Source organism: Pontibacterium granulatum (assembly GCF_029961155.1).
GTDB lineage: Bacteria > Pseudomonadota > Gammaproteobacteria > Pseudomonadales > Balneatricaceae > Pontibacterium > Pontibacterium granulatum.
This window is the reverse complement of sequence record NZ_JASBRH010000008.1, coordinates 18075-30719: the sequence shown is the minus strand read 5'-3', so window position 1 is coordinate 30719 and position 12645 is coordinate 18075. Positions and strand designations below refer to the sequence as shown.

9 protein-coding genes are annotated in these 12645 nt (G+C 55.4%); 3 read left to right on the top strand and 6 right to left on the bottom strand.

Annotated features, from left to right (window positions below; all coding sequences use genetic code 11):
• The first annotated feature begins 209 nt into the window (after positions 1 to 209).
• A complete protein-coding gene (locus QKW35_RS09210) occupies positions 210 to 416 on the top strand; it encodes a dodecin domain-containing protein (protein WP_282352516.1) in 207 nt (68 codons plus the stop codon).
• 655 nt (positions 417 to 1071) lie between these two features.
• Here QKW35_RS09210 and QKW35_RS09205 read toward each other — a convergent pair.
• Positions 1072 to 3210: a methyl-accepting chemotaxis protein gene (locus QKW35_RS09205; protein ID WP_282352515.1), complete on the bottom strand. Its 2139-nt coding sequence runs from the start codon at positions 3208 to 3210 to the stop codon at positions 1072 to 1074.
• A gap of 471 nt (positions 3211 to 3681) precedes the next feature.
• On the opposite strand from QKW35_RS09205, the gene QKW35_RS09200 reads away from it, so the two are divergent.
• The gene (locus QKW35_RS09200; RefSeq protein ID WP_282352513.1) at positions 3682 to 4365 is read left to right on the top strand and encodes a TorF family putative porin; all 684 of its coding nucleotides are present in this window, start codon (positions 3682 to 3684) and stop codon (positions 4363 to 4365) included.
• A gap of 110 nt (positions 4366 to 4475) precedes the next feature.
• On the opposite strand, the gene hisD is transcribed toward QKW35_RS09200, so the two are convergent.
• Positions 4476 to 5798 carry a histidinol dehydrogenase gene (gene hisD, locus QKW35_RS09195; RefSeq protein ID WP_282352512.1) on the bottom strand — a complete coding sequence of 441 codons (1323 nt, stop codon included), beginning with the start codon at positions 5796 to 5798 and terminating at the stop codon, positions 4476 to 4478.
• Between the two features lie 28 nt (positions 5799 to 5826).
• Positions 5827 to 6729 (bottom strand): LysR family transcriptional regulator, encoded by a 903-nt coding sequence (locus tag QKW35_RS09190; RefSeq protein WP_282352511.1) that lies wholly within the window; start codon positions 6727 to 6729, stop codon positions 5827 to 5829.
• A gap of 105 nt (positions 6730 to 6834) precedes the next feature.
• On the opposite strand from QKW35_RS09190, the gene QKW35_RS09185 reads away from it, so the two are divergent.
• Positions 6835 to 7788, top strand: a complete 954-nt coding sequence (locus tag QKW35_RS09185; protein ID WP_282352510.1) for a DMT family transporter — start codon at positions 6835 to 6837, stop codon at positions 7786 to 7788.
• Positions 7789 to 7905: 117 nt separating this feature from the next.
• Here QKW35_RS09185 and QKW35_RS09180 read toward each other — a convergent pair whose 3' ends face one another.
• The 3 genes from QKW35_RS09180 to QKW35_RS09170 form a co-directional block, all read right to left on the bottom strand.
• The gene (locus QKW35_RS09180) at positions 7906 to 9390 is read right to left on the bottom strand and encodes an aldehyde dehydrogenase (protein ID WP_282352507.1); all 1485 of its coding nucleotides are present in this window, start codon (positions 9388 to 9390) and stop codon (positions 7906 to 7908) included.
• A gap of 21 nt (positions 9391 to 9411) precedes the next feature.
• A complete protein-coding gene (aspA, locus tag QKW35_RS09175) occupies positions 9412 to 11250 on the bottom strand; it encodes an aspartate ammonia-lyase (RefSeq protein WP_345774489.1) in 1839 nt (612 codons plus the stop codon).
• Between the two features lie 359 nt (positions 11251 to 11609).
• On the bottom strand, positions 11610 to 12551 hold the full coding sequence (locus QKW35_RS09170) for a LysR family transcriptional regulator (protein WP_282352505.1): 942 nt from the start codon (positions 12549 to 12551) through the stop codon (positions 11610 to 11612).
• Positions 12552 to 12645 lie beyond the last annotated feature (94 nt).

The following is a 12645-nucleotide window of genomic DNA, read 5'->3' as shown; positions in this document are numbered from 1 at the left end:
CTTATTTGCAGGTTAATAAGTCGACCACACAGTGTTTTTCTGAATATAGGTCAGCCCTATTCAGTCCGTATATTTACTGTGCCTTTGAGGAGGGACCAATCACCCTCCTCGTTTTTTATTCTTTTTAATTCCTTCCTTTTTATTAAACCTACTTTATTTTCTACGGATGGTAATAACTTCACCGCTTGAATATTTTCAGGAGATCCACTATGTCTTATCCGGTATTTAAAGAGACGATCATTATTGGCTCATCCATTATCAGCAGTCGTGATGCGGTTCGTCATGCCATGACGCGAGCAAACGTTACCCTTGATGCGATTAACTGGTATGAGGTGGTTGATTCCCGAGATTTTAAAGAGAACGGTGACGTTGTGAGGTATGAGGCGACGGTTAAGATTGGGTCGCGGGTTGGGTGATTGCTTTCTCAATTAACCCAGTGATCAAATCAGCTTTCCATTTTTATCCTTTATTGTCGCCCTGAATGGGCGAGGCAAGGGAGGGAGTTGGCCCTCCCTTACCAATCCCAGCCAACCCTACAGTTTGGTTGGCTATGCCAACTTCCCTGCGCGTTTCGATTTCCCGGGAGGCTGCGGAACTCGTCGCTGCGCTCCTCAGACAGTCCTCGCCTTTGTTCCCGATAAATCTGCAATGCTCGGCTGCACTGAAGGGAGGTAGCTCCGTGCCACCCTATAGATCAACTTATAAACGCAATCACTCCTAACCACCATCTGGGCTACTTCACAATCTGTAGGGCAGCGTCGTCGTCATCGAAGGTGATCACGCTGCCGGTAGGCTAAAGCCTACCCTACAGCGAATATTCCTGCTCCAAGGCTATCGGTTAGCACGAAACTCTCTCCCCTCTACGCAGCCGAGCATTTCACAAATAAAACGATTAAAAGCAAATTCTGTCTGAGGCCGCAGGCCGAGTTTATTTGCTTCGTTTTATTTTTGGAACGCGCAGGGAACCGGGCTTTGCCCGGCAAGTAGCGGGGCTGACGGGGATTGATAAGGGGAGTTCAGCTACTCCCCCTTATCTCGCCCTTTTAAGGGCGATTATTTGGAAACGACCGATCAGGTCTTCAACGAACCCAACTGCTCATCCAGTTGCAAAATCTCCCCCTCCAATAACCCACTCGCCTCATTACTCTGGCTCACCAGCTCCGCCAGCGACTCGGTGGCATCGCCGATAATCGTCAGGTTCTTGCTGATCTCCTCGCTCACCGCACACTGCTCCTCAGAGGCAGCGGCTACCTGAGTGATATGCTCGGCCATCGAACTCACTTCATTGCCCACCGCCGACAGCAGGTCATAACTTTTCAGTGTGTTTTCCCGCGTCCCCTGCGCGCGTTGCGAGCTTTTACCGATCACCGATACCGCTGCGGTCACGCCGTTCTTCAACGCCTGGATCATCTGGTTGATCTCTTCGGTACTGTCCTGGGTTTTGGAGGCCAGACTGCGCACCTCATCCGCCACCACAGCGAAACCACGCCCTTTGTCCCCCGCACGGGCCGCTTCAATCGCAGCGTTCAGTGCCAACAGGTTGGTCTGTTCGGCAATCGCCTTAATCACCTCGAGGATACGGTAGATATCCTCGGTGCGATTCTCCACCTCCTGGATGGAACGGGTAGCGGAATCCATCTCCGCCGAGAGTTGTTCCACTTCGCTCACCGAGCTGTGCAAGGTTTGCTGGGCATGCTGCACCGAGCTGCTGGCCCGTTGGGCGTTATCCGCCACATCCACCGCCAGTTTGGAAACTTCCGACGCTGTCGCCGACATCTCGTTTGTTGCCACCACCACACTGGCGATCTCCTTCTGCTGGTCCTGGGTGGCCTGCAACGAGAGGTCGTTAATTGCCCGCCCTTTCAATGCACACTCCTTGGCACCTTCACCCACCTGTTTCAGCTGGGTCACCATGGTGCGCAGCTTGTGGATAAAGTGGTTGAAGCCACCACTCAGTGAGATCAGTTCGGCATGGGTATTGATCTCAAGCGTCTGGGTCAGGTCACCTTCGGAACTTGCCAGGTTATGCACCCGGCCATCCAACTCCTTGATCGGTTTCACCACCGACGCGGACAGGATCAGCAACCAGACAATCACCACCACTGAGATAATCAGGATCTGGACAATCTGAGAGCTGAGGATCTCCACCACACGCTGGTCGATGGTAGCCACCACCTGGTTGGCACTGGCCTGAACAATGGTCTGGGGAAGCTCAACAAGAAGTGACCACTCACTTTCAACTGCATCGATCTTCACTTTGTAACCCACATAGTAGGTACCGTTATGAAGCTGGATGGAATCAGCGCGGTCGTGCAGCGAGAGGATATCGGTCGGAAGATCAGCACGTGCCTCCTGGAAGGGGCGCGCCAACTTGTTCTTGTAGTGGCTCGACGCGACAATCAGGCCTTTTTGGCTCAGCAGGGTGACCTTACTCTCACCATCGTAAAGTTCCTGACTGACCTGCTCGGTCAGTTGCTGGAAGAGTGGCAGGTTTACATCCACCCCCACCAGTCCGGCAAACTGCCCATCCACCAGCACCGGTGCAGTCAGGCTGGTCATCAGCTCGGCATTGCCGGGACTGATCTCATACAGATACGGGTCCAGTACACAGGGACGGCGGCTGTCTTTGGAGCAGAGGTACCACTCCGCCTCCCGGTTACCAAATTCGTCCAGATCTGTGGCGTACTTTTCGCTGCTGTCCGTAATCCGACTCTGCTCAATCTCCCTTGGGGAGTTACGTACCCAATAGATCTCCAACGCCCCGGTCTCTTTCACCGTATAGATCGCATCGCTATCCCTATGTTGCGCATCCTGCTGGTCATAACCATTGGGTTCGAACTGAGTATAAAGCGCGCTGATGCCCGGTTGGCTCTTCAGGGTAGAAGCCACCAGCGCATTTACCTGCTGACGGCTCAAGGGAGCCTGATTATCCACAGCCGATTCGGCCAGTTGGCGTGACAGCGTCATCGGCACCTGGAATGCGCTGTTGATATATCCAGCGATGCGGTTGCTCAGCTTTCCTGCTTCGGCATCCAAGCGGCCCAGTATCTCAGTTTCTATCCCCTCCTGAGTCTGAACTACCAGATCGGATTTCATCCCGTTTAACCCCACATACAGGCTGCCACTGAGCATGGAGAACAGGAAGATAAAGGCCACGATGATGGTGGAAAGTAGCTTGAAACGGATAGTTCGGGTGCGAACAGATAGCATGATTAACCCACTTTTTTTACGCTTCGTGCAGGGAAGCTAAAAGACTTCATGGTTGGTTGAGGTAGTCTGAAGTATGGCGACGACAGGAATCCCGGCTCAATACCTTGCATTGGGTAGACGCGACGACGTCCCGCTTCAGCGGTTAGGGAAGGTGCGAAGCCGTCGACTTAATTACCACCTGACTTTATAGAGCATGAAACTGTATAAAAAAAGAAAACCCGAATACCATTTATTAATGCTTAGAATATTTTTTTACTATCCAAATAAAATCAAAAATAAAATACAGCTTTATTTCAAATGCATTAAATTTTCATATCCAGACCATCAGCATTAAATATTTTATCCACTTCTTTCAGACCTATATATTCACCGTTCAGTTCTCCGCTGAATGGGGCAGTTTAATTGGTACGCCCTGCCTTCAATCAATTCTTCACTCCGGTGAAGAAACACAAAAATAACAAGGAACAGAAGATGAAACTAACCTGGTTAGCTCCAGCTGCATTGCTTGCCGCGTCCGTATCTGCCCAGGCTGCCGAAGTCTCCGGCAGTGTGACCATGACCAACGACTACCGCTTCCGCGGTGTATCCCAGACCTCAGGAGATCCTGCCGTACAAGCCAGCATCGACGCTGGCTTCGACAATGGTGTGTACGCCGGTATCTGGGGCAGCAACGTCAACTTCGGCGACAGCGATAACGCCAACCTGGAAGTGGATTACTACGCGGGTAAGTACGGTGACCTGACCGAAAATATTGGTTACGACGCAACGCTTTATTATTTCCAATACCACGGTTACACCGACGGTACCGACATCGACTTTTTTGAACTGGATCTGCGTCTGTCCTACAAGGATTTCACGGCTCTGTACGCCTACGCGCCGGACTACATCAACAGCGACCAGGACTACCACTACGTCGCGCTGGATTACTCCACTGGCATCACCGACGTGGTAAACCTGGACCTGCACGCTGGTTACACCTTCGGTGAATATTACGAAGACCTGGATGCCGAGTACACGGATTACTCCATTGGCATCTCTGGCAGCGCGGCTGGCTTGGACCTGTCCGTGGCGTACCTGTTCAACGACGTCAACGGCAGCAAGACCGACGATCTGGACGACAACACTGTTGTATTCAGCGTGTCCCGCACCTTCTGATCATCCCGCCCCTCCCCTTCGGGGCGTTATGGCCAAAGTAAAAAGCCAGTCCTCTTTAGATATAGAGAACCGGCTTTTTAATGGCTGTTAATTTTTATGTAATCAGTGAATCACTTCAGGTATTTCTGTCGACGTTCCGATACCGCATTGGCGTGGCCGTCAAAGCCTTCGTAGGTTGCCAGCACCTGCGCCTGCTCCGCCATCTCCGGATAACCGGATTCGGTCACGTAAGCCACGGACATAAACTTCATAAAATCCATCACGCCCAGCGGCGACACGGTTGCGGCCGCGCCGGAAGTCGGCAGTACAGCGTTACAACCCAGCACAAAGTTGCCCAAGGTGCTCGGCGAATGCTGTCCCAGCAGTACCTCCCCGGCGTTTTCTATCCGTCCCAGGTACTGCCACGGGTCGCGGGATAGAATCTGCAGGTGCTCCGGTGCATAGGCGTTGATAAAGTCGAACGCCTGATCCATATCAGAGGCCAGCACAACACCGCCCATCGGTCCGCACAAGACAGTGGCCGAGTACTCAACACGCAGATCGCTCATGTCGGCCCAGTGCTCCGGCAATGCCGCGATCGCCTGCTCGGCCACCTCACGCGAGGTCGTCACCAGATAAGCGGAGGAGTCCGGCCCGTGTTCCGCTTCGATCAGCAGATCCAGCGCGGCCAGCGCGCCGTCCACACTGCTGTCGGCAAAGACGATGGACTCGGACGGCCCGGCTGGGATACCCGGATCGATGCGTGCAGCCAGCAGCTGTTTCGCGGCCACCATCCACGGGCTGCCCGGCCCCACAATCTTGCTGCAGCGGGGCAGGCTTTCGGTGCCGTAGGCCACAGCGGCCACTGCCTGGGCACCGCCACACTTGTACACTGCGCTGATACCGATCTCGCGGCATGCCACCAGCGTTGCTGCATCCACACTGCCGTCGGCACCCGGCGGGGTCAGTACGATGGTACGCTTCACCCCGGCCACCAATGCCGGAATCGCATTCATCAACAACACAGACGGGAAGGAGCCCTTTCCACGCGGTACGTAACAGGCCACAGAAGGGATCGGCAGGAAGCGCTCACCGACAAAACTGCCCGTGCGCACCTCCTGCATGGTCATCTCACCCGGCTTTTGCGCTTCGTGGTAACGACGGATATTGTCTGCCGCAAAACGGATTGCAGTCAGAGTCTTCTCATCCACCAGTGTCGCAGCCACGTCGAACTCGGCTTCGGTCACACGCAGTTGCCCCGGCGTCAGGTCAGAGCCGTCAAAGCGGTTGGTCAACTCGGCCAGGGCGTTATCCCCGCCCAACCGCACCTGTTCGATGATTGGTGTGACCTGTTCGATATAGCTACTCAGATCAGCCTCGGTACGCTGCAACAGCTGTTCCTGTTGCGCGAGAGAGAGCGTGTCCAGCTCCCAAAAGCTCACGTTTTTGTTCATATGTGTATTTCCGTAGTGTTTTAATTCTTCAGATAAATTGCTGGCGGTTGCCGTTTTTTTGCAGACGTTCGGTAAACCAGGTCAGTGCCCGCCCCCGGCTGGAGCGTCGCCAACAGGCATACAGTTCGACGCTGCATTCCCGGTTCTCCACCTCACGCACCAGCAACCGACCCTGGTTGATCTCATCCTCGATCAGGTGCAGCGGCATGAAACCCACGGCGATACCGCTCAGGATCGCCTCTTTCTGGGCAAACAGGTCGGGGACGGTCAGTTGGTCCTGACTGATAAACACGCCGTCGCTGCTCGCTCTACGAATCAAACGGCTGCTGTCCCCGGCATCTACCAAACGGTGGACAGCTACCTGCTCCATACTCAGCGGTTCCGGCAATTCCGCCAGCGTATGTTTGGCATGCATGGCGAGGTAGAGCTGACGGCGCCCCATCGGCACATAACTCACATCCACTTCATGGGGTGGCCGCCCGACTGCACCGATCACCAGATCAGCCCGCTTGTCATACAAAGCGTCCCAGGTGCCGCTGTACACTTCGCGGATGATGCGCACGCGCGTACCGCTGTTCAGCTGATAGAACTGCGCCAGCCAGTCGTAGAGCGCGTCGCTGCGCAGCATGTTGGTGAACGCGATGGTCAGCTCCCGCTCCCAACCGCTGGCGATGTGATGCACCTCTGCTTCCAGGCTGGATTGCAGGCGCAGGATCTCCGCCCCATGTTCCACCGCAACCCGCCCCGCCTCGGTCAGGCTGACCCGGTAGTTATCCCGGTTGAGCAGGCATTCGCCCAGATTGTCTTCCAGCTGGCGGATGGCATAGCTGACACTGGATACGGTTATCCCCAACTCCCCTGCGGCAGCGGACAGGCTGCCATTACGGTCGGTGGCTATAAGTGCGCGAAGGTACTCTGCTTTCAGCGACATATTGCAAAAATCCGAACAAGTTATTGCAGGCTGTCCGGTTATCTAGCCCGGCGCTGCTGCCTAAAATTTATGCTGTTTTGTTTAATCCCTCGTTGAGCGACTGCCATGAACAGTATTGATACCTCCAACAGCAATTCCCTGATCGGTAGCAGCAACCTGCTGATTGCAGCCATCGCCTGGGGTGGTATGTATGGCGTATCGCAAACTGCCCTGCAGTATCTCGATCCGTATTCGATGACCAGCATCCGCTACGGCTGTGGCGCCCTGATCTTCTGCCTGATGCTGTGGCTGAAAGAGGGGCGAACCGCATTCCGCTACGACGGTCAATTCCTACGCCTGTGGCTGTATGGCTCCTGCGGCTTCTGTGGCTTCAGTATTCTGCTGTTCCACGGTCTCAGGCACGCCCCAGCCGAACACGGCGCGGTGATCGCCTCTTTGATGCCCCTGATCAGCGCCCTGATCAGCTGGATCACCCAGGGCAAGCGCCCCAACGGTGCCACCCTGCTCTGCACACTGGTGGCAATCGCGGGTGTGATCCTGGTGATCTCTCGCGGTGATATCGCCAACCTGCTACAACTGCAGGCGATCAAGGGTGACCTGATGATCATCATCGGCGTGACCTGCTGGGTGATCTTCTCCATGGGCATCAGCCAATTGCCGGACTGGAGTTCCAGCCGCTACACCGCTTTGTCCTGCTCGGCCGGTCTGATCACCATTTTGTGCGCCAATACAGTGGCCAGCTTAATCGGTGTTTCCGTCCTGCCCACCCTGGAGCGAATCACCCCGGTGCTGTTCGAGATCGGTTACCTGATCCTGGCCGCTGGAGTGTTGGCGGTGTCCTGCTGGTCCAACGGCGTGGCACGCATGGGTGCCCTGAACTCCCTGCTGTTTATGAACATGATCCCGGTCGCGGCTTTTGTGATTGCGGCTCTGCAGGGCAAGGCGATCGAACCGATGGAGATCTACGGCATGGCGCTGGTGATTACGGCGCTGGTCGCCAACAACGTGCTGCCGCGGATTCAGCGGGCTGATCGGGTTGCACCGGCATCCTCCCGTTAAGGGAACGTTAGAACAGGGGGAGACCTTGTAGGGATCAGGAACAGGGAAAGCAAAACAGCGGGCCCGATATCAGGCACAAAAAAACTCCGGCAGCGCTGCACTGCCGGAGTTCTCAGATCAGGCCAGTTTGATCCAGGTGGTTTTCAGCTGGGTAAACTTATCGATGGCGTGCAGGGACAGGTCACGGCCAAAACCGGACTGCTTGTAACCGCCAAACGGGGTGCTGAAATCCAGCGCATCCATGGTGTTCACCGACACGGTACCGGCACGCAGTTTCTTAGCTACGCGGTGCGCACGGTTCAGGTTGGTGGTCCACAGGGACGCCGCCAGGCCGTAGATGGAGTCATTGGCGATCTTGATCGCTTCCGCTTCGTCTTCGAACGTGATCAGCGCAGCAACCGGACCAAAGACCTCATCTCGGGCGATGCTCATCTCCGGTGAAACGTTATCGAAGATGGTTGGCGCCACGACTGCGGTGGATTCATCACCGGCACCGCCGGTCAGCATGGTCGCGCCTTCCTCATTGGCCTGAGCGATGAACTTACGCACACTGCAGGCGTGGTTGGTATCGATCAACGCGCCTACTTGAGTATCAGCATCCAGTGGATCACCCACCACCATCGACTTGGCTTTGGCCAGGAACTTCTCCACAAACTGATCCTTGATGCTGGCTTCGATCAGAATACGGGAGTTGGCCGAGCAGACCTCGCCCTGGTTGAAGAAGATACCCATCGCGGCGTGGTCTACCGCAGCATCCAGGTCACAGTCGGCAAAGATCAGGTTCGGACTCTTGCCACCGGTTTCCGGCCATACCGGTTTCAGGTTGGATTCCGCCGAGTAACCCATAAACAACTTGCCCACCTGGGTAGAGCCGGTGAATGCCAGGCAGTCTACATCCATATGCAGTCCCAGAGCCTTGCCCACGATGTGGCCGTGACCGGTCACCACGTTCAGGACACCGTCCGGGATTCCCGCTTCTTTTGCCAATTCAGCCAGCTTCAGCGCGGTTAACGGCGACTGCTCAGCCGGTTTCAGCACCACGGAGTTACCGCTGATCAGTGCTGGGCCCAGTTTCCAGGCGGCGATGTCCAGCGGGAAGTTCCACGGTACCACCGCCGCAACCACACCGATCGGTTCGCGGGTGATGGTCGCCACGTTGTTGCCGTCTGTTGGCGCCACTTCACCGTAAAGTTTATCCACAGCCTCGGCGTACCATTCGAAGCAGCCCGCGGAGCCCGGGATATCGATGTTCATCGCATCCTGCACCGGTTTGCCCACGTTGAGGCTCTCCATCAGCGCCAGTTCTTCATGATTTTCCATGATCAGGGCGGCCAGCTTTTTCATCACTGCCTTGCGCTCGGCCGGGGCCTTATCGGCCCAGACTCCGGATTCGAAGCTGTTACGGGCAGCCGCCACGGCGCGATCCACATCCTGCGCGGTACAAGCAGCGGTCGCCACCAGTAGTTCACCGGTGGCTGGGTTGATGGTGTCGTAGGTGCCGCCATCGCTGGCGTCGGTAAATTCGCCGTTAATAAATGCCTGCGCAGGCAGGCGCATGTTCTGCTGTTTGTTCAGCCAGTATTCTTTGTTCTGAGTGGTCATCTTTATACTCCTTACAGCTGTTCAGACAGCATTACTGTTCACTGCGTTCTTACGCATGCGACGTGGCGCGGTCATATTTTCGACGCTGAGAATGTCGTCCAGCTCCTCGATGGAGAGCAGGCCTTCGGTCAGGATCAGGTCGCGCACGCTGTGGTTGTTCTCAATCGCGTTTTTGGCAATGCGGGTTGCGTTCTCGTAGCCGATATACGGGTTCAGGGCCGTGATGATGCCAATGCTGTTGTTCACTACGTTGAGGCAGTGCTCGCGGTTGGCGGTGATGCCCTTGATGCATTTCTCGGCCAGCGTATTCACTGCACGGATCTGCAGGCGCAGCGACTGCATCACGTTGAAGGCCAATACCGGCTCCATCACGTTCAACTGAAGCTGACCCGCTTCGGCCGCCATGGTCACGGCGATATCGTTGCCGATCACCTGGAACGCTACCTGGTTCACCATCTCCGGAATCACCGGATTTACCTTGCCCGGCATGATCGAACTGCCCGGTTGCATCGCCGGCAGGTTGATCTCCTGCAGGCCCGCTCGCGGGCCGCTAGAAAGCAAACGCAGGTCATTACACATCTTAGATAATTTGACCGCGTTGCGTTTCAGCACGCTGCTGAAGGTCACGAACGCGCCCATATCAGAGGTGGCCTCGATCAAGTTGTGTGCCCGTTTCATCTCCTTGCCGGAGATATGGCACAGCTCCTCAATCACCAGGCTGGAGTACTCGGGATCGGTGTTGATACCGGTACCAATCGCGGTCGCGCCCATATTGATCTCGCGGAAGAACTCCACCACATCCTTGGCTTCCTCGATGTCCTCCTTCACCGTGGAGTACCAGGCATCAAATTCCTGGCCAAGGGTGATCGGCACAGCGTCCTGCAACTGGGTGCGGCCCATCTTCACCACATCGGAGAACTCCACTGCTTTCTGCTTCAGCTGGTAGCACAAGCAGGACAGGGCATTTACGTACTCCTGATGACTGAGCAGGATGCCGAGACGGATCGCCGTTGGGTAAGCGTCGTTGGTCGACTGGGACAGGTTGACGTGGTTGTTCGGGTGCAGGTGTTGGTAGTCGCCACGGGCGTGACCCAGGATCTCCAGACCCCGGTTAGCGATCACCTCGTTGGCATTCATGTTGGTGGACGTACCGGCACCACCCTGGATCACGTCCACAACAAAGTGGTCGTGCCACTGCCCGGCGATAATCTCGTCACAGGCCTGGCTGATCGCAGCGGTCTTGGCGTCGTCCAGCAGGCCCAGCTTGTTGTTGGCGCGGGCTGCGGCCTTCTTCACCATCGCCAGTGCATTCACCAGCTTCGGGAAGTGCTTCAGCTTGATGCCAGTGATCTCAAAGTTTTCCTGCGCACGCAGGGTCTGTACGCCGTAAAGCGCTGCCTGTGGAACATCCCGTATCCCCAACAGGTCTTTCTCCCGGCGCACCACTTCGTGGGTCTGTGCTTGCTGAGTGACCTCACGGCGTAGCGTGTCCAATCGCATTAAAACCGCTGCCAGCGCTCCACACTTGGCAGAGCTGTTCAGCCAGCGCTGCAATCCGCTGCGCTCGATCTGCAGCAGGGTGACATCGGTGACAGCCTGGAAATGATCCTTGCACGCAGCACCCAGGGTTAGGTCGTTGGCTAGGATGGGCCCGGCCAGCTCGACCTGATAACCCGGACCGGTCTGTTGCAGGATGCCGGAGAGAACAACCACCAGCTTCGTTCCGTCATCCAGCAAGGTGGATTCACCCTTGGTAACGGTGGTGATTGCGCTGATTTTGACCAGTGCGCTCAGCTCCTGAGCTTCAAGGCCTTCACACTGCAGAACTGTTTTGAGTAGCTTTTTATTATTTGTATTCATTTTTTATCCGAATGCTCGGCGGCTGTTCAGCCTGGTTGGTTCGAACATTTCGAACGAGATGTTCGGGGGATTCAGATATCCAGCCTAAGAATCACCACTACATCTGTAAAATATTATTATTTTCTCCTCTGCATTATTTTTTCTTATGCAGCACAGGCTAGCCGGCTGCGGGCTCCAACAATAGCGTAGGTTGGCCATCGCGAAGCGATGCCCAACAAGTCCACTCAACATTACTCAGTAACTGTTGGGCTTTGCGTAGCGAAGACCAACCTACAACGAACGCCGCGGCAGCAACGCGGGTTACGGACAATAAAAAACCCGGCACAAAGGCCGGGCTTAATCAGAAACGGAGGGACAACCTACAAGTTTCGGTAGAACCGCTTATCGGTGAAGATCACTTCGGACAGTTCCGCCGAGCGCTCCTTCAGCATTTTGATAAATGCCACCGCTACAGGCGTCAGCCTGAATTGGGCAATCTTAGCCACGCCCAGGTGCAGCGGGCGTAGGTTACCCGTCAACGGGATCGCCTTCAGCTCTGTCCCGTCCAACGCCTTGTTGTTTACCAGTGGCGCATTCGCCAGGGTATAACCAAAGCCGTTACTCACCAGACCACGCACCATACCCAACGACTGAGCCTTGTAGGCAAAGTCCGGTTCCAGATCCTGGCTCAAAAACAAAGAGAAGAAGTAATCCCGCGTCATCGGCCAATCCAGCAGCACCATCGGGTACTCCACCAGATCATTCAGAGACAGCTCGCTGCGATCGGCCAGAGGATGATCGACCGACAGTAACGCATAGGGCGGGAACTGCATGATCGGTTCAAACTCGATATCCGCAGGGATCTGCAGATCGTAGGTCACTGCCAGCTCATAACGGCCGTCCATCAGGCTTTGGATGATATCTTTCTGGTGGCTTTCGTCACACTGAATGTTCACTTCCGGATAGGTATCCACAAAACGACGCATCAATGACGGTAGCAACATCGGGGTGAACGTTGGAAAGCCAACTATACGCAGCGATCCCGCCACCTCTTCGCCGAGGGTATTGGCGTAGTGTCCCAAACCTTCAGCATCTGCCAGCAGCTGCTTGGCCCGCAGAATAAACTGGCGTCCCGCCGGGGTGAGTGACAACCCCTGTGCATGGTGACGCACAAACAGCTGCAGACCGGTAACTTCTTCCAGGTGAAGTACTGCCGAGGAGATCGAAGGTTGCGAAACATGCAGGGTTTCGGCCGCTTTGGTAACGCTGCCAAACTCCCCTGCGGTAACGAAATAACGCAATTGCTTCAGAGTAAATCGCATATACAGCACCCGCTTTCTGTTTTATCCACAAGATATAATTAAAAACTTAGCATATATCAACCAGGATAAATTTATCCTATACAGAAGAAAGCAA

Excerpts from the sequence above, each read along its gene's own strand:
- QKW35_RS09185 (WP_282352510.1), top strand. The coding sequence starts at position 6,835 with ATGAACAGTATTGATACCTCCAACAGCAATTCCCTGATCGGTAGCAGC.
- QKW35_RS09205 (WP_282352515.1), bottom strand. The coding sequence starts at position 3,210 with ATGCTATCTGTTCGCACCCGAACTATCCGTTTCAAGCTACTTTCCACC.
- QKW35_RS09190 (WP_282352511.1), bottom strand. The coding sequence starts at position 6,729 with ATGTCGCTGAAAGCAGAGTACCTTCGCGCACTTATAGCCACCGACCGT.
- QKW35_RS09210 (WP_282352516.1), top strand. The coding sequence starts at position 210 with ATGTCTTATCCGGTATTTAAAGAGACGATCATTATTGGCTCATCCATT.
- QKW35_RS09200 (WP_282352513.1), top strand. The coding sequence starts at position 3,682 with ATGAAACTAACCTGGTTAGCTCCAGCTGCATTGCTTGCCGCGTCCGTA.
- aspA (WP_345774489.1), bottom strand. The coding sequence starts at position 11,250 with ATGAATACAAATAATAAAAAGCTACTCAAAACAGTTCTGCAGTGTGAA.
- QKW35_RS09170 (WP_282352505.1), bottom strand. The coding sequence starts at position 12,551 with ATGCGATTTACTCTGAAGCAATTGCGTTATTTCGTTACCGCAGGGGAG.
- QKW35_RS09180 (WP_282352507.1), bottom strand. The coding sequence starts at position 9,390 with ATGACCACTCAGAACAAAGAATACTGGCTGAACAAACAGCAGAACATG.
- hisD (WP_282352512.1), bottom strand. The coding sequence starts at position 5,798 with ATGAACAAAAACGTGAGCTTTTGGGAGCTGGACACGCTCTCTCTCGCG.